Annotated in this window: 11 protein-coding genes; 8 read left to right on the top strand and 3 right to left on the bottom strand. The window is 62.7% G+C overall.

Translation table 11 applies throughout. The annotated features are described in order from the left end of the window. The first annotated feature begins 4 nt into the window (after positions 1–4). Complete coding sequence (locus FHW75_RS02285) at positions 5–772, top strand: divergent polysaccharide deacetylase family protein (protein WP_183673088.1); 768 nt, start codon at positions 5–7, stop codon at positions 770–772. 73 nt (positions 773–845) lie between these two features. On the opposite strand, the gene FHW75_RS02280 is transcribed toward FHW75_RS02285, so the two are convergent. Beyond that, a complete protein-coding gene (locus FHW75_RS02280) occupies positions 846–2,792 on the bottom strand; it encodes a BCCT family transporter (RefSeq protein WP_311647304.1) in 1,947 nt (648 codons plus the stop codon). Between the two features lie 533 nt (positions 2,793–3,325). Here FHW75_RS02280 and betI point away from each other — a divergent pair. The 3 genes from betI (at position 3,326) to betA (ending at position 7,269) form a co-directional block, all read left to right on the top strand. Further along, entirely contained in the window at positions 3,326–3,982 is a 657-nt protein-coding gene (gene betI, locus FHW75_RS02275) for a transcriptional regulator BetI (RefSeq protein WP_016712476.1), read from the top strand. A 39-nt stretch (positions 3,983–4,021) separates the two neighbouring features. After that, complete coding sequence (betB, locus tag FHW75_RS02270; RefSeq protein WP_027614845.1) at positions 4,022–5,494, top strand: betaine-aldehyde dehydrogenase; 1,473 nt, start codon at positions 4,022–4,024, stop codon at positions 5,492–5,494. 77 nt (positions 5,495–5,571) lie between these two features. Further along, on the top strand, positions 5,572–7,269 hold the full coding sequence (betA, locus tag FHW75_RS02265) for a choline dehydrogenase (RefSeq protein WP_016712478.1): 1,698 nt from the start codon (positions 5,572–5,574) through the stop codon (positions 7,267–7,269). A 64-nt stretch (positions 7,270–7,333) separates the two neighbouring features. On the opposite strand, the gene FHW75_RS02260 is transcribed toward betA, so the two are convergent. Continuing rightward, positions 7,334–9,370 (bottom strand): dermonecrotic toxin domain-containing protein, encoded by a 2,037-nt coding sequence (locus FHW75_RS02260; RefSeq protein WP_183673084.1) that lies wholly within the window; start codon positions 9,368–9,370, stop codon positions 7,334–7,336. A 179-nt stretch (positions 9,371–9,549) separates the two neighbouring features. Between FHW75_RS02260 and FHW75_RS02255 the strand changes: the two genes are divergently transcribed. From FHW75_RS02255 to trxC, 4 genes are read left to right on the top strand one after another with little or no spacing between them, the layout of a single operon-like run. Next, entirely contained in the window at positions 9,550–11,292 is a 1,743-nt protein-coding gene (locus FHW75_RS02255) for a potassium/proton antiporter (RefSeq protein ID WP_016712480.1), read from the top strand. Positions 11,293–11,327: 35 nt separating this feature from the next. Continuing rightward, entirely contained in the window at positions 11,328–14,636 is a 3,309-nt protein-coding gene (mscK, locus tag FHW75_RS02250) for a mechanosensitive channel MscK (RefSeq protein ID WP_025752287.1), read from the top strand. Between the two features lie 45 nt (positions 14,637–14,681). Further along, positions 14,682–16,142, top strand: coding sequence for a protein adenylyltransferase SelO (gene selO, locus FHW75_RS02245; RefSeq protein WP_183673083.1), 1,461 nt, complete (start codon positions 14,682–14,684; stop codon positions 16,140–16,142). Positions 16,143–16,196: 54 nt separating this feature from the next. Next, complete coding sequence (trxC, locus tag FHW75_RS02240; protein WP_019098292.1) at positions 16,197–16,631, top strand: thioredoxin TrxC; 435 nt, start codon at positions 16,197–16,199, stop codon at positions 16,629–16,631. 131 nt (positions 16,632–16,762) lie between these two features. On the opposite strand, the gene FHW75_RS02235 is transcribed toward trxC, so the two are convergent. Continuing rightward, entirely contained in the window at positions 16,763–17,536 is a 774-nt protein-coding gene (locus tag FHW75_RS02235) for a ParA family protein (protein WP_019098291.1), read from the bottom strand. Positions 17,537–17,557: the final 21 nt, after the last annotated feature.

The following is a 17,557-nucleotide window of genomic DNA, read 5'->3' as shown; positions in this document are numbered from 1 at the left end:
CCCTATGCGGTATCTGCTGTGTCTGTTGTTCTGCCTGTTGGCCGGGATCGCGCAAGCGGCACCGGCCAACAAGGCCTACATGAGCATCATCATCGACGACCTGGGCCAGAGCACCGAGCGGGACAGCCGCACCCTCGCCCTGCCCGGCCCGGTGACCATGGCGATCATGCCCGACACCCCGCATGCCAGCGATTTCGCTCGTCAGGCACACAAAGCTGGCAAGACGGTGATCCTGCACATGCCGATGGACCCTGCGACCGGTCCCTATGCCTGGCATCCCGAGTTGCCGCTGCCGGTCCTGGCCAGCAGGTTGGATGCAGCCTTGGCCAAGGTGCCATTCGCCGCCGGCATCAACAACCACATGGGCAGCCGGATGACCGCACAGCGTGATGCCATGACCTGGTTGATGGGTGAGTTGCAACAACGTCACCTGTTCTTCGTCGACAGCCGCACCAGCGCGGCCACCGTAGCGGCTGCCGAAGCCCAGCGCATCGGCCTGGCCCACGTTTCGCGTGATGTGTTCCTCGACGATGTGCGCACTACCGAGGCCATCAGCGGGCAGTTGCAGCAAGGCATCGCCCTGGCGCGCAAGCAGGGTTCGGCTGTGTTGATCGGGCACCCTTATCCTCAGACTCTCGATGTGCTGGAGCGGGCACTGCCACAGCTCAGAGGCCAAGGCATCGAACTGATCAAGCTCAGCCAGATGATTGCCCTGCGAAGCAACCAAGCGATGCTTGGACATGGCAAGAATGGCCGCTACACCAATCGCTGAGAAGCAGGGGCTACAACGCGGCCCAATAAAAAACCCGCTCAGGTGAGCGGGTTTTCTTTTACCTCAACAGCCATCAGCTATACACACGCCCCAACAGCTGGCGGTGGCTTTCGAACTGGTCCAGCACATCACGCACGATCTGCTCCGGCGCAAAGCCCATCAGGTCGTACTCCTGGCTGCCGTCGTGCAAGTACACCTCGGCACGGTAGAAGCGCTGGCGCACTTCCGGCTCGCCTTCCACCGGCGCCTCGCTCGGCGCGGCCATGTAGCCGTCCAGGCTGACTTCGTAAACGAACGGGTTACCCTCGTCCATCATCACCCGCAGGCCCATCATGTTGCGCGACTGGCCAACACGGGTTTCCACTTCGAAGCCCAGGGTTTGCAGCTGCGCGGCCGCTTCTTTCAGCGCCGGGCTAACCTGCTTGTCCATGAAGCGCTGCACCACGGCCTGGGTCGGCTGCAGTTCCAGCTGGGTGAGGCGCTCGCTGAAGCCGCGACGGCCACGGGCGGCCAGCTCGGCGCGCTCGCTTTCCACCGCCACGTCCTGCTTCATGGCCTTGTACAGACCGAACATGAACAGCACCAGCACCACCGAGAACGGCAGGCCCGCCAGCACCACCATGGTCTGCATGGCTTCGAAGTTACCGGCAAACAGCAGGCCGATGGTGACCAGGGTGATAACCACCGACCAGAACACCACCATCCAGTGCGGGGCGTCTTCGTCGACCTTGCCGCCTTTGCACGACAAGTTGGCCATCATCACCGCGCCGGAGTCGGCCGGGGTGAGGAACAGCACGAAGCCCACGAACACCGCTACACCGATCACGATCTTGGCCGCCGGGAAGTATTCCAGCAGCTGGTAGATCGACATTGACGGTTGTTCCAGCGCGGTCTTGCCCAGCTCCACGGCGCCCTGGTTGATCACCAGGTCCAGCGCGGTGTTGCCGAAGATCGACAGCCAGGCCAGGGTAAAGCCCAGCGGGATCAGCAGCACGCCCATCACCAGTTGGCGCACGGTGCGGCCCTTGGAGATACGGGCAATGAACATGCCGACGAACGGGCCCCAGGAAATCCACCAGGCCCAGTAGAACACGGTCCACAGGCCCAGCCAGCGCTCGGACTTGCCCGCCTCGCCTTCATACACATACAGGTCGAAGGTTTTCAGCACGATGCCGTTCAGGTAGTCACCGATGTTCTGCACGAAGCCGTTGAGCAGGTGCAGTGTTTCACCACCCAGCAGTACGAAGATCAGCAGGCCGCTGAACAGCAGGATGTTCAGGTTGGACAGGCGGCGAATGCCGTTCTCCACACCCGACACCGCCGCCACGGTGGCCACACCGGCCATGACCAGGATCACCACCAGCAGGTTGGTCTTGCTGTGGTCCATGCCGAACAGGTATTCCAGGCCGGAGGACACCTGCATCGACCCGATCCCCAGGTTGGTCACCAGGCCCAGCAGGGTCACGAACATGCCGAAGATGTCCACGGCGTTGCCGGCAGCACCCTTGACCCAACGCTCACCCACCAGCGGGTACAGCGCCGAGCGCAGTGCCAGCGGCTGGTTGTGGCGGTAGGCGAAGTAACCCACGGCCAGGCCAACCAGGGCATAGATCGCCCAGCCGTGCAGGCCCCAGTGCAGGAAGGTAAGTTGCAGGCCCTGGCGCGCAGCTTCGAGGCTGGCTGGGGTGCCTTCCGGTGGGTTGAAGTAGTGGTCCAGCGGTTCGGACGCGCCGAAGTACAGCAGCGAAATACCGATACCGGACGAGAACAGCATGCCGGCCCAGGCGCCGTAGCTGAAGTCCGGCTGGTCGTCCTTGCCCCCCAGCTTGAGGCTGCCGTAGTCGGAGAAGGCCAGGTAGACGACAAACAGCAGGTAACCGCAGATCACCAGCATGTAGTACCAGCCAAAGGTGCGCGTCAGCCATTTCTGGGCCACGCCCAGCACCTGGCCGGCGGTTTCGGGTACAGCGATCAGCAAGGCAGTCAGAACAAGGATCATCAGCGCGGAGGTGAAGAACACCACGCGGTTGACCCGTACCCTCTCGGCGGGGGGCTTGGTAAGTGAGGCAGAACTCATTGCACGAATGCTCCGGGCAGTGCGGCTGTGGAGGCTAATCAGTCTTTCCCGAGCAATTGGTGGAATATCCCCACTGCATCAGGTGTTATAAAAGCACCCTGGAAACCGTGATCCCGAATCGATACGTTGCAAAAAAACAGACAGGTGGCCTGCTGAAAAAGCCACACCTCGGCAGAGGTGCGCGCATTCGTCACAGATCACCCCGCCCGCTCCAAGGGCCTGTCGCAGGGCCAGTGACCGTACGGCAGAATCTGCATTTCGCATCGCTCATGCCCGTCAACGCCTTGTATTCCGGGGGTTACGCGATTTCCTGGGGTGTCAACTCGTGCCTTCTCGACCGCCTGAAAAACTGTCAATGGCACAAATTGTCGCAGAGCTTATTCTTTATTGATTGAACGTTCAATCAAAACAAAATAGACTGGCCTTCGCCGAGTCAGCCGCCCGTCGTCTGCTCGCAGGCCTGAGGAGATAGCAAGATGCCCAAGGTCGGTATGCAACCCATCCGCCGCCAGCAGTTGATCGAAGCCACGTTACAGGCGGTCGATCAGGTCGGTCTGGGGGACGCCAGCATTGCGCTGATTGCCCGTTTGGCCGGTGTGTCGAACGGCATCATCAGTCACTACTTTCGGGACAAGAACGGCCTGATTGCAGCGACGATGGGCTACATCATGAACATGCTCAACGAAGGTGTTCGAGCACGTCGCCAGGCCCTGAAGGACGACAGCCCGCGCGCCCACCTGAAAGTGATCATCGAGGGCAACTTCGATGCCAGCCAGGTGAACGGCCCGGCAATGAAAACCTGGTTGGCCTTCTGGGCTTCCAGCATGCACCAGCCCGATTTGCACAGGTTGCAGCGGATCAACGACCACCGCTTGTATTCCAACCTGTGCTGCCAGTTCCGCCGCGCCTTGCCGCTCTACCATGCGCGCAAGGCAGCCCGCGGCCTGGCAGCTTTGATCGATGGCCTGTGGCTGCGTGGTGCCCTGTCGGGTGATGCATTCGACACCGACCAGGCGATACGGATTGCTTACGAATACATGGATCTACAACTGGCTAAACAGCACACCCTGGGTACAAACGACCAGGCCGCTGAACAACCGCGCACGGCCCTTGCCAACCCGGCTGGAGCGTGACGCGCAAGCCAAACCACACACTGCACTTGCGAGGACACTATGGCCCGTTTCGGAACGCAAAAACTCTACATTGATGGCGCTTACGTCGACGCTGGCAGCGATGCCACCTTCGAAGCCATCAACCCGGCCACCGGCGAAGTCCTCGCCCACGTACAGCGTGCCACCCAGGCTGACGTCGAGAAGGCTGTGGAAAGCGCCGAGCGCGGCCAGAAAGTCTGGGCAGCGATGACTGCCATGCAGCGTTCGCGCATCCTGCGCCGCGCCGTCGACATCCTGCGCGAGCGCAACGACGAGCTGGCCATGCTGGAAACCCTGGACACCGGCAAGTCGTACTCCGAAACCCGCTACGTCGACATCGTCACCGGCGCCGACGTGCTGGAATACTACGCAGGCCTGGTACCGGCCATCGAAGGCGAGCAGATCCCGCTGCGCGAATCGTCCTTCGTCTACACCCGTCGCGAGCCGCTGGGCGTCACCGTGGGTATCGGTGCCTGGAACTACCCGATCCAGATCGCCCTGTGGAAGTCCGCCCCGGCCTTGGCCGCTGGCAACGCGATGATCTTCAAGCCGTCGGAAGTCACCTCGCTGACCACCCTGAAACTGGCCGAGATCTACACCGAGGCCGGCCTGCCAAACGGCGTGTTCAACGTCCTGACCGGCAGCGGCCGCGAAGTCGGCACCTGGCTGACCGAGCACCCACGCATTGAAAAAGTGTCCTTCACCGGCGGCACCACCACCGGCAAGAAGGTCATGGCCAGCGCCTCCAGCTCGTCGCTGAAGGAAGTGACCATGGAACTGGGCGGCAAGTCGCCCCTGATCATCTGCGCCGACGCCGACCTGGACAAGGCCGCCGACATCGCCATGATGGCCAACTTCTACAGCTCGGGCCAGGTGTGCACCAACGGCACCCGCGTGTTCATCCCTGCCGAGATGAAAGCGGCTTTCGAAGCCAAGATCGCCGAGCGCGTTGCCCGCATTCGTGTTGGCAACCCAGAAGACGAAAACACCAACTTCGGCCCGCTGGTCAGCTTCCCGCACATGGAAAACGTGCTGGGCTACATCGCCAAGGGCAAAGAAGAAGGTGCCCGCGTGCTGTGCGGCGGCGAACGTCTGACTGCCGGTGACTTCGCCAAGGGCGCCTTCGTGGCCCCGACCGTGTTCACCGACTGCACCGACGACATGACCATCGTCAAGGAAGAAATCTTCGGCCCGGTGATGAGCATCCTCACCTACGAAACCGAAGAAGAAGTGATCCGTCGTGCCAACGACACCGAGTACGGCCTGGCCGCCGGTGTGTGCACCAACGACATCACCCGCGCCCACCGCATCATCCACAAGCTGGAAGCCGGTATCTGCTGGATCAACGCCTGGGGCGAATCGCCGGCCGAAATGCCGGTCGGTGGCTACAAGCAATCGGGCGTCGGCCGTGAGAACGGCGTCAGCTCGCTGGCTCAATACACCCGCATCAAGTCGGTCCAGGTTGAGCTGGGTGGCTACAACTCGGTTTTCTAAACCCTGTATAGCCCCGCCCGTGCCGCTGCGCACGGGCGTTCCCGCTCCCTGATCACCGCCAACACGAGGGTACTTTCATGTCCCAAGAATTCGATTACATCATCGTCGGCGCAGGCTCCGCCGGTAACACCCTGGCGACCCGCCTGACCGAAGACGCCGGCGTTACCGTACTGCTGCTGGAAGCCGGTGGCCCCGACTACCGCTTCGACTTCCGCACCCAGATGCCAGCCGCACTGGCTTTCCCGCTGCAGGGCCGCCGCTACAACTGGGCCTACGAGACCGACCCGGAGCCGTACATGGACGGCCGCCGCATGGAATGTGGCCGCGGCAAGGGCCTGGGCGGCTCGTCGCTGATCAACGGCATGTGCTACATCCGCGGTAACGCCATGGACTTCGACGGCTGGGCAGAACTGCCAGGCCTGGAAGACTGGACCTACCTGGACTGCCTGCCGTACTTCCGTAAAGCCGAAACCCGCGACATCGGCCCGAACGACTATCACGGCGGCGAAGGCCCGGTCAGCGTGACCACGCCAAAAGCGGGCAACAACCCCCTGTTCCACGCCATGATCGAAGCCGGCGTGCAGGCCGGTTACCCGCGCACCGAAGACCTCAACGGCTACCAGCAGGAAGGCTTCGGTCCCATGGACCGTACCGTGACCAAGAACGGCCGCCGTTCCAGCACCGCCCGTGGCTACCTGGACCAGGCCAAGAAGCGCCCGAACCTGACCATCGTCACCCACGCCCTGAGTGACCGCGTGCTGTTCGACGGCAAGCGCGCCGTTGGCGTGACCTACCTGGTCGGCGACAGCGAAGAGCGCGTTGAAGCCCGTGCGCGCAAGGAAGTGATCGTCAGCTCCGGCGCCATCGCTTCGCCGCAACTGCTGCAACGTTCCGGCGTCGGCCCGCGTGCCCTGCTGGAAAGCCTCGACATCCCGGTGGTGCACGACCTGCCGGGCGTTGGCGAAAACCTGCAGGACCACCTGGAGCTATACCTGCAGTACGCCTGCACCCAGCCGGTGTCGCTGTACCCCTCGCTGCTGTGGTGGAACCAGCCGGCCATCGGTGCCGAGTGGATGTTCAACGGCACCGGCATCGGCGCCAGCAACCAGTTCGAGGCTGGCGGTTTCATCCGTACCCGCCCTGAATTCAAATGGCCGAACATTCAGTACCACTTCCTGCCAGTGGCCATTAACTACAACGGCTCCAATGGCGTGAAGGAACATGGTTTCCAGGCGCACATGGGTTCCATGCGCTCCCCTGCCCGCGGCCGCATCCAGGTCAAATCGAAGGACCCGCGCCAACACCCGAGCATCCTGTTCAATTACATGTCCACCGAGCAGGACTGGCAGGAATTCCGTGACGGCATCCGCCTGACCCGTGAAATCATGGCCCAGCCGGCGCTGGACCCGTACCGTGGCCGCGAAATCAGCCCGGGCGCCCACGTGCAAACCGACGAAGAACTGGACAAGTTCATCCGCGAGCACGCCGAAACTGCCTTCCACCCGTCCTGCTCGTGCAAGATGGGCACCGATGACATGGCAGTGGTCGACGGCGAAGGCCGTGTGCACGGCATGAAGGGCCTGCGCGTGGTCGATGCGTCGATCATGCCGCTGATCATCACCGGCAACCTCAACGCCACCACGATCATGATCGCCGAGAAAATCTCGGACAAGATCCGTGGACGCAAGCCGCTGCCGCGCAGCACCGCCAAATACTACGTGGCGGGCGATGCACCGGTGAAGGGCAAGCCGATGCGTGAAGTGAAGCAAGGCTGACAGCAGTACTAATGGGGCTGCTTTGCAGCCCCAAATCACTTGATTGGCTGACATCAAAGATGTGTCACGTCGGTACCGCAAAAAACGTACGCATCAACCCGTCATCCTCCACACCCAACCGTTCAGCCATCACCTGACGGTCGAACAAGGCCCCCGTGCGCATCTCACGCACCCTCGCCCCCTCCGGCGCCCGCGCCAGTGCCTTCAGGCACACTTCCATGAAGCGATGATTGCCTCCCTTCACCGGCGTCAGCTTTTCAACCTGCAAATAACGCCCCGGCATCATCAGCGACTCCGCCTCGTCCGGACGCCTTGAGAACGGCCCGATCGGCATTGCCTGCACGTTCTCACCCGGCTCCAGCACATACACCAACGCATTGTCGCCAAAAGCCCCCTTGCCGCTCGCCTGGGTCTGCGGGTCGTTGAACACCTCCCACAGGGCATAAGGGTTTTCTGTGAACGAAGTGAAATCGCTGGTCACCAACACGTCGCCCACTGCAAGGGCACCCTCGCCTGTCGTCGGTATGCCAGAACCACGCAGGCCGGACGCCGCACGGTACAGCCGCACTTGATTGTTCACGCCTAATTGCCCAAGCGCATGTGCAAGGTCGTGGCTGCGCTGGATGCTCTCTGCACGCGAGCCTTCCAAAGGCAAACCTTGCCACAAGTTGTTGTAGCGCTCCGGCGAGCTGGTGTATTCGGCAATGGCGGCCGAGCCAAAGCCATGCTCATCGCGGTAAACCGGGTAGGGCTCACTGAAAGCATCGAGATAAGCACCGCCGGCACCTACGCTGTCGAGATCGGCCCAAGGCACCGCTCCAAGCAAAGCGGCCTGGCGAGCCAAGGCCTGATCCGACATGGCCAGCAACTCGTCTGCAGCCGGTGCCATGTAGCGCGCCCAGTCCACCTTGGCAACGACGGTTTGCGCCTGGCCTGCCACGCGTAGCGGCAGGCGGGCATCGGTGAACAGCTCACTGGCACGCAGCATTGCCGCATCGAGCAGAATGAACAGCACATCCACAACCACCGCCCACCAGGCAGCCGTGCGCCAGGCCGCCTTGCCATTGAGGGCACGGTCCAGGTGCAGGGCCAGGCTCGCAGTGCCAAGCCCGAGCGACGTCAGGATCACCGGCCAACCCACTGGCGCCATCGGCGCAATCAACATGCTTGCAGCCTGCAACCCAGCCAGCCATTCGGCCTTGCGCAGCTGTGCATTGGTGGTCAGCCGTTGGTGGGCCTCATGGACCAGCGCATCCATGAACATCTCACGAACACGAATGAACAGGTCACCCACAACAGCTTGCCGCTGCGTGTCATTCGAAAAAGCATGCGCTGCAATCCAGGCCTGTAACGCCTGGCGGCCGCCAAATACCAGCAGCACATCCTGCGCAGCGGGTAGAAAAGCGCACGCTCTACCGGTCTTGAGCGTGTACAGGAACAGTGGCTTGGCATCAGGGGCATGGCCGGACAGCGCACACCAGCCACCCCGGGCATTTGCAGGGTAATCCTCGCGCAAGGCTTTCAGGCTACTCGGCAGCTTCGTCACACGGAGTGTTGCCGCCAGCAGTTCACGCCGCTCAGGTTCGCTCAGCACGGATTGACCGACAGCGGCAAGAAAGCGAGCGCGGGCCAGTACGCAGTAATCTTCGCCACGCTGCTCGCGAAAACGGCTCAGTGCCTCGCTGTAGCGCCCCGCAAAATCCATTTGCCAGAACGCCTTCAGCATCGCCTGCGGGTCGAGCCGCACTTCGTTACGCTCGTCATAATCGCTATGGCTGGCATCCACCCGGTAGAAACCGCCGTAGACACTCAACTCATCGGCAGCAGTCTGCTGCTGAGGGCTGAAGCGTTGGATAACCAGCTCGGTCAGGCTCAGCGACCGCCGCGGCGGCCCACGGTGGCGCCAGCCGGTGTAGCTGCGGGAGCTGTTGGCCGTTGACTTGAATTCATGCCAGTAGAGCGTGTCCGGGTCCAGCCAGTATCCCAGCTGGTGGCGCAGCACATGGCCCGCCGCCTCGCGCGCCATGCCGTGCAGATCTGGAAATTGCCCGAGCAGGCGCTGGGCCACCTGGGCAAGAGGGAGACGTTGTTTATCGTTCATGTTACTCGGCTGCCTGACTGTGGGGGTCACCACTACATCCGCAAGCCGTAACTACAGTGCGGTATCGCTTTACAGCCCGCATCAGCCTCAGGTTAGAATCGATTGGCACGCGACCTGCTAGCTTTTGCTGAAAAATCCGCTACCACGTCCCTTCCCCCGCTGTTTCGGAGTACCTGCCTTTGGATGCAAGCACCATCAATAGCCTGTTCCTGATCGGCGCATTGCTGGTGGGTGCAAGTATCCTGGTCAGCTCGCTGTCGTCGCGCCTGGGCATCCCTATCCTGGTCATCATCCTCGCCGTCGGCATGGTCGCCGGTGTGGATGGTGGCGGCATCATCTTCAACAACTACCCCACCGCCTACCTGGTGGGCAACCTGGCACTGGCAGTGATCCTGCTCGACGGTGGCCTGCGCACACGGGTGGCAAGCTTTCGCGTGGCACTGTGGCCGGCGCTGTCGCTGGCCACGGTCGGGGTAATGATCACCACCGCCCTCACCGGCTTGGTCGCCGCCTGGCTGTTCAACCTCAGCCTGATCCAGGGCCTGCTGATCGGCGCCATCGTCGGCTCTACCGACGCTGCGGCGGTGTTCTCGCTGCTGGGCGGCAAAGGCCTGAACGAGCGGGTTACCGCTACGCTGGAAATCGAGTCGGGCAGCAACGACCCGATGGCGGTGTTCCTCACTGTCACCCTGATCGACATGATCGCCAGCGGCCAGACTGGCCTGCACTGGAGCCTGCTGGGCCATCTACTGCGCGAATTCGGCATCGGCGGCCTGTTGGGGCTGGGCGGTGGCTGGCTGATGCTGCAACTGGTCAACCGCATCAACCTGGCCGGCGGCCTGTACCCCATCCTGGTGGTGGCCGGTGGCCTGGTGGTGTTCTCGCTGACCAACGCCCTGCACGGCAGTGGCTTCCTCGCCGTGTACCTGTGCGGCCTGGTGCTGGGCAACAAGCCGATCCGCAGCCGCCACGGCATCCTGCACATGCTCGACGGCATGGCCTGGCTGGCCCAGATCGGCATGTTCCTGGTGCTGGGGCTGCTGGTCACCCCGCACGACCTGCTGCCTATCGCCCTGCCGGCGCTGGGCCTGGCGCTGTGGATGATCCTGGTGGCGCGGCCGCTGTCGGTGGTCGCCGCCTTGCTGCCCTTCAAGGCCTTCCATGGCCGCGAGAAAGGCTTCATTTCCTGGGTCGGCCTGCGCGGCGCGGTACCGATCATTCTGGCGGTGTTCCCGCTGATGGCCGGCCTGCCGGACGCCCAGCTGTTCTTCAACCTGGCGTTCTTCATCGTGCTGGTGTCGCTGCTGGTGCAAGGCACCAGCCTGCCGTGGATGGCCAAGCTGCTGAAAGTGACCGTACCGCCAGACCCGGCACCGATTTCCCGCTCTGCCCTGGAAGTGCACATCACCAGCGAGTGGGAGCTGTTCGTGTACCGCCTGGGTGCCGAAAAATGGTGCATCGGCGCCGCCCTGCGCGAACTGAAAATGCCCGAAGGCACGCGGATCGCCGCCCTGTTCCGTAACGAGCAACTGCTGCACCCGTCGGGCAGTACCGTGCTGGAAGTAGGCGACATGCTCTGCGTGATCGGCCACGAGCACAACCTGCCGGCCCTGGGCAAACTGTTCAGCCAGGCGCCACAGCGTGGCCTGGACCTGCGTTTCTTCGGCGATTTCGTGCTCGAAGGCGATGCCGAACTGGGCGCAGTGGCAGCGTTGTACGGCCTGAAACTCGATGGCCTGGACGCGAAAATGCCGTTGGCGCAGTTCATCCGACAAAAGGTCGGAGGCGCTCCAGTAGTAGGTGACCAGGTCGAATGGCATGGCACGATCTGGACCGTGGCGACCATGGACGGGAACAAGATCCAGAAAGTGGGCGTCAGATTCCCCGAAGGAACGCGACCCGGACCAGGATTGTTCCTCTAAACTTCGTTTCTGCCGGATCCACAAGTAGTCTGCCTATGTCCCTGCGCGTGTACCTTCGCACAGCCCTGCTCGGGCTGTGCCTGTCCCTTTCCTTTGCGGCCACTGCCGCAGAGGCCCCGACCACCGCCAGCATCCAGAACAGCCTCGACAAGATCGCTGAGCGCAAGCTGCCTGAGGCCGACCAGAAGGCCCTGCAGCAGGTGCTCGAACAGACCTTGAGCCAGCTGGCCAGCAAGGAAGACAGCGAGAAGAAGCTTGCCGCGCTGAAGCAGCAGCTGGCCGGGGCCCCGAAAGAAACCAGCGACAGCCAGAAAGAGCTCGCCAGGCTCAAGGAAAGCAAGCCCCAGCCCGTCGCCCAGCGGTATGCCACGCTGAGCGTGCCGCAGCTTGAGCAGATGCTCAGCGAGCGCAACACCCAACAGGGCGAGCTGCAAAAGGCGCTGTCCGAAGCCAATAGCCTGATCATCAATTCTCAAACCCGCCCGGAACGCGCCCAGGCCGAAATCAGCAACAGCCAGGCCCGTACCCAGCAGATCAACAACATCCTGAAAACCGGCAAGGACGGCGGCAAATCCATCAACGCCGACCAGCGCAACCAGCTCAATGCCGAGCTGGCCTCGCTCAATGCGCTGACCCTGCTGCGCCGCCAGGAGCTGGCCGGCAACAGCCTGCTGCAAGACCTGGGGAACGCCCGCCACGACCTGCTGATCGAACGCGCTACGCGCCTGGAGCAGGAAATCCAGGACCTGCAGACCCTGATCAACGACAAGCGCCTGGCCCAGTCTCAGGAGGCGGTTACCCAGCAGTCCATCGAAGCCCAGAAGGCCGGCGGCAGCAGCCTGCTGGCCACCGAAAGCGCGCTTAACCTCAAGCTTTCCGACTACCTGCTGAAAAGTACCGACCGCCTGAACGAACTGACCCAGCAGAACCTGCGCACCAAACAGCAACTGGACAGCCTGACCCAGGCCGACCAGGCGCTGGACGAGCAGATCAACGTGCTCAAGGGCAGCCTGTTGCTGTCCAAGATCCTCTACAAGCAGAAGCAGACCCTGCCGCACCTGAAGGTCGACCGCGACCTGGCCGACCAGATCGCCGACACCCGCCTGTACCAGTTCGAGGTCAACCAGCAGCGCGAGCAAATGAGCAGCCCGGTCACCTACGTCGACAAGCTGCTGGCTGCCCAACCGCAGGAAGAGGTGACGCCTCAACTGCGCAAGGCCCTGCTGGAAGTGGCCATCAACCGTAGCGACCTGCTGGAGCGGTTGAACCGCGAGCTGTCGGCGCTGCTGAACGAATCGATCACCCTGCAGCTCAATCAGAAGCAGTTGCTGGGCACCGCGCAGAGCCTGCGCACCACCCTCGACGAGCAGATGTTCTGGATCCCCAGCAACAAGCCGCTGGACTGGGACTGGCTGAGCTATGTGCCAGAGCGCCTGGCCGACCAGGTAGCCAACCTGCCGTGGGGCTCGGGCCTGAAAGAACTGGCCGACGGTCTCAGCCAGCGCCCGCTGCTGTTCCTGCCATTGCTGCTGGTGATTGGCGCCTTGCTGTGGCGGCGCAAGTACCTGTACCAACGGCTGGGCAAGGTGCACCAGGACATCGGCCACTTCCGCCGTGACAGCCAGTGGCACACGCCCCAGGCAATCCTCATCAATATCCTGCTGGCAATGCCGGTCAGCCTTGGCCTGGCGCTGTGCAGCTACGCCCTGCAGATCGACGCCCGCGGGCAGAACGCCAACCTGGGCGCCGCCCTCTGGCAACTGGCCCAGGCCTGGCTGGTGTTCTACACCGCCTACCGCATCCTCGCCCCCGGTGGCGTGGCCGAAATCCACTTCCGCTGGCACAAGCCGCAGGTCGAATTCCTGCGCGGCTGGGTACGCCGCCTGGGCACCGTGGTGCTGGCGCTGGTCGGTGTGGTGGCGGTGGCCGAGCACCAGCCCTCGGCGCTGGCCGACGACGTGCTGGGGATCGGCGTGGTGCTGACGTGCTACGCACTGATGGCCTGGCTGCTCAGCCGCCTGCTGCTCAGCAGCCCGGCACACCGCGACACTTCACTGTTCCGCAAGGCAGTGGGCGTGGCCTTCACCGCCCTGCCCATCGCCCTGTTCGTCGCCGTGTGCTTCGGCTACTACTACACCGCGCTGAAACTCACCGACCGGCTGATCTACACCCTGTACCTGCTGCTGTTCTGGCTGGTGATCGAGGCTGCATTCGTGCGTGGCCTGTCGGTCGCGGCACGGCGCCTGGCCTACCAGCGGGCGCTGAGCAAGCGGGCGGCGGCCAAGGAAGGGCTGGATGGCGAAGTCATCACCGAAGAGCCGACGCTGGACATCGAGCAGGTCAACCAGCAATCGCTGCGCCTGATTCGCCTGGCCCTGCTCGGCGGCTTCATCGCCGGCCTGTACTGGGTGTGGGCAGACCTGATTTCAGTGTTCGCCTACCTCAACAACTTCGTCCTCTACGAATACACCAGCGGCACCGGCGCCGCCGCCAGCATGGTACCGATCAGCCTTGGCGACCTGCTGGGTGCGCTGGTGATCGTCGGTATCACCTTCGCCCTGGCCGGCAACTTGCCGGGCCTGCTGGAAGTGCTGGTGCTGTCACGCCTGAACCTGGCCCAGGGCAGCGCCTACGCCACCACCACGCTGTTGTCGTACACCATCGTCGGCGTCGGTATCGTCAGCACCCTGTCCACCCTGGGGGTGAGCTGGGACAAGCTGCAATGGCTGGTGGCTGCACTGTCGGTGGGCCTGGGCTTCGGCATGCAGGAAATCTTCGCCAACTTCATCTCTGGCATCATGATCCTGTTCGAGCGCCCGGTGCGCATTGGCGACACCATCACCATCGGCAACCTGTCCGGCACGGTCAGCAAGATCCGCATCCGCGCCACCACCATCACCGACTTCGACCGCAAGGACATCATCGTCCCCAACAAGACCTTCATCACCGGCCAGCTGATCAACTGGTCGCTGACCGACACGGTTACCCGGGTGACGCTGAAACTGGGTATCGACTACGGCTCCGACCTGGACCTGGTACGTGACCTGCTGCTCAAAGGTGCGCATGAGAACCCACGGGTGCTCAAGGACCCTGAACCGATCGTGTACTTCCTCAACTTCGGCGAAAGCTCGCTGGACCACGAACTGCGGATGCACGTACGCGACCTGGGCGACCGCAACCCGACGCTGGACGAGATCAACCGCTACATCAGCCGCGAGTTCAAGGCGCACAACATCAAGATCTCGGTGCGCCAGGTCGAGGTATTCCTGATGGACCCCAACGGCGGCAAACAGCAGTTGATTCCGATGGAGCAGCCCAAACCGGATGGCACTGCACCGGCCTGAGTGGGCTCGAATGCTTTATTCTGTGCTGAATCTCAGGAGCAGCCCGTGAAAGCCCTCGACCAACTCACCTTCGACAACCGCTTCGCCCGCCTGGGCGATGCGTTCTCTACCCAGGTCCTGCCAGAACCCATCGCAGACCCGCGCCTGGTCGTTGCGAGCGAGTCGGCCATGGCGCTGCTCGACCTCGACCCCGCCCAGGCCGACCTACCAGTGTTCGCCGAGCTGTTCAGCGGCCACAAACTGTGGGAAGAAGCCGACCCACGCGCGATGGTGTATTCCGGCCACCAGTTCGGCTCCTACAACCCGCGCCTGGGCGATGGCCGTGGCCTGCTGTTGGCTGAAGTGCTCAACGACAAAGGCGAACACTGGGACCTGCACCTGAAGGGGGCCGGCCAGACCCCGTATTCGCGCATGGGCGACGGCCGCGCTGTGCTGCGCTCGTCGATCCGCGAGTTTCTGGCCTCCGAAGCCCTGCACGCCCTCGGCATTGCCACCAGCCGTGCGCTGTGCGTGGTCGGCTCCAGTACCCCGGTCTGGCGCGAAACCCGCGAAAGCGCTGCCATGCTCACCCGCCTGGCGCAGAGCCATGTGCGCTTCGGCCATTTCGAATACTTCTACTACACCAAACAGCCCGAGCAGCAGCGCGTGCTGATCGATCATGTACTGCAGCAGCACTACCCTGAATGCCAGGATGCCGAGCAACCGTACCTGGCCATGTTCCGCACCATCGTCGAGCGCAATGCCGAACTGATCGCCCGCTGGCAGGCCTATGGTTTCTGCCACGGGGTGATGAACACCGACAACATGTCGATCCTGGGCATCACCTTCGACTTCGGCCCCTACGCCTTCCTCGATGACTTCGACGCCAACTTCATCTGCAACCACTCCGACGACCGTGGCCGCTACAGCTACGCCAACCAGGTGCCCATCGCCCACTGGAACCTCAGCGCGCTGGCACAGGCCCTGACCACGGTGATCGAGGTGGAGCCCCTGAAGGAGGCACTGGGGCTTTTCTTGCCTCTGTACCAGGCCCATTATCTGGACATCATGCGCCGCCGCCTGGGCCTGACCACTGCCGAGGATGACGACATGGCGCTGGTCGAGCGCCTGCTGCAGTGCATGCAGCGGGGTGGTGTGGACTACAGCCTGTTCTTCCGAAAGCTGGGTGAACAGCCGGTTGCCGAGGCGCTGAACCTAGTGCGCGATGATTTTATCGACCTGGCCGCTTTCGATGACTGGGGCGCAGATTATCTGGCCCGCTGTGAGCGTGAACCCGGTAATGCCGAAGGGCGCCGTGAACGGATGCATGCGGTGAACCCGCTGTATGTGCTGCGCAATTATCTGGCCCAGAGAGCCATCGAAGCGGCCGAAGCGGGGGATTACAGTGAAGTGCGGCGGTTGCATCAGGTGCTGACCAGGCCGTTCGAGGAACAAGCCGGCATGCAAGCCTACGCTGAGCGACCGCCGGAATGGGGCAAGCATCTGGAAATCAGCTGCTCTTCTTGATTGATGATTGCTCAGCCGGCGATAGGGCCCGCAAAAACAATACAAGGAATTGATATGTCCGACCCACTGGTAATCCCCTGCCCCCACTGCAACGGCCTCAACCGCCTGCCCGCCGGGCGCCTGGGTGACGCCCCGAAATGCGGGCGCTGCAAACAAGACGTGCTGCTGAGCACTCCTTTCGAGCTCACCGAAGCCAGCTACGCCAGCCAGATCAAAGGCGACCTGCCGCTGCTGGTCGACATCTGGGCCGACTGGTGCGGCCCGTGCAAATCCTTCGCCCCCACCTTCGAACAGGCTGCCCGCCAGCTGGCTGGCCGTTGCCGACTGGCCAAGCTCGACAGCGAAGCCAACCGCAACCTCGCCGGGCAACTCGGCATCCGCTCGATCCCCAGCCTGCTGCTGTTCAAGAACGGCCGCGAAGTCAGCCGCCAGGCCGGGGCGTTTCCACTTCAGTCGTTGCTGGAGTGGGTGCGTAGCCAAGGGGTTTAGGTGTGTTTTCTGGTGCATGCCTTTAGCAGGATGGCGGCTGTGGCATCGAGCGCCGCGCGGGCGGCGCTCGATTTCACAGGCGCCGAAAATGCTGCGCCAGGCACCTGGCAGCCTTGATACCTAACAGACGTCTAACCTCTCTCCTCCAGCAAATCATGCAACTCGACAAACTGCTGGGTCAGCTTGTGCTTCGGCTCCAGGTGAATCAGGGGCAGGCTGGCGTGGTGCGATTCACGCATCTTCACCGAGCTGCCCAGGTACACCGGTAACACCGGCAGGCCTTCGGCCAGCAGTTCGTCGAGCATCTGCTGCGGCAGGCTGGCGCGGGACTGGAACTGGTTGACCACGATACCTTCGACCAGCAGGTCTTCGTTGTGGTCATCCTTGAGGTCTTCGATCTCGGCCAGCAGGCCGTACAGGGCCTGGCGTGAAAAACTGTCGCAGTCGAAGGGAATCAGTACGCGATCGGCGGCAATCAGTGCAGAAACCGCGTAAAAATTCAGCGCTGGCGGGGTGTCGATGTAGATCCGGTCGTAATCCTCGTCCAGCTCGTCCAACAGCTTTCGCAGCTTGTTGATCTTGTGCTTGGCCTCAAGCTTGGGTTGCAAATCGGCCAGTTCTGCCGTGGCGGTGACCACATGCAGGTTGTCGAAAGGGGTTTCGTAGATATCGACCTTGTTCTTCTTGCTGAACGGCCCGCTGGACAGGCTTTGCTTGAAGAAGTCGGCAATCCCCATGGGGATGTCCTCGCCGGTGAGGCCGGTAAGGTACTGGGTCGAGTTGGCCTGGGCATCCAGGTCGATCAACAGGGTCCGATAGCCTTCATTGGCACTGACCGCCGCCAGGTTGCAGGCAATGCTCGACTTGCCCACGCCACCTTTCTGATTGAACACCACGCGCCGCATGATTGACCTCCGTGTTTCAAC

The sequence above is a fragment of the Pseudomonas sp. OG7 genome, from assembly GCF_014192825.1.
Classification (GTDB): Bacteria; Pseudomonadota; Gammaproteobacteria; order Pseudomonadales; family Pseudomonadaceae; genus Aquipseudomonas; species Aquipseudomonas monteilii.
Note: the sequence above shows the minus strand (reverse complement) of the source record. Positions and strands in the feature narration are given on the sequence as shown.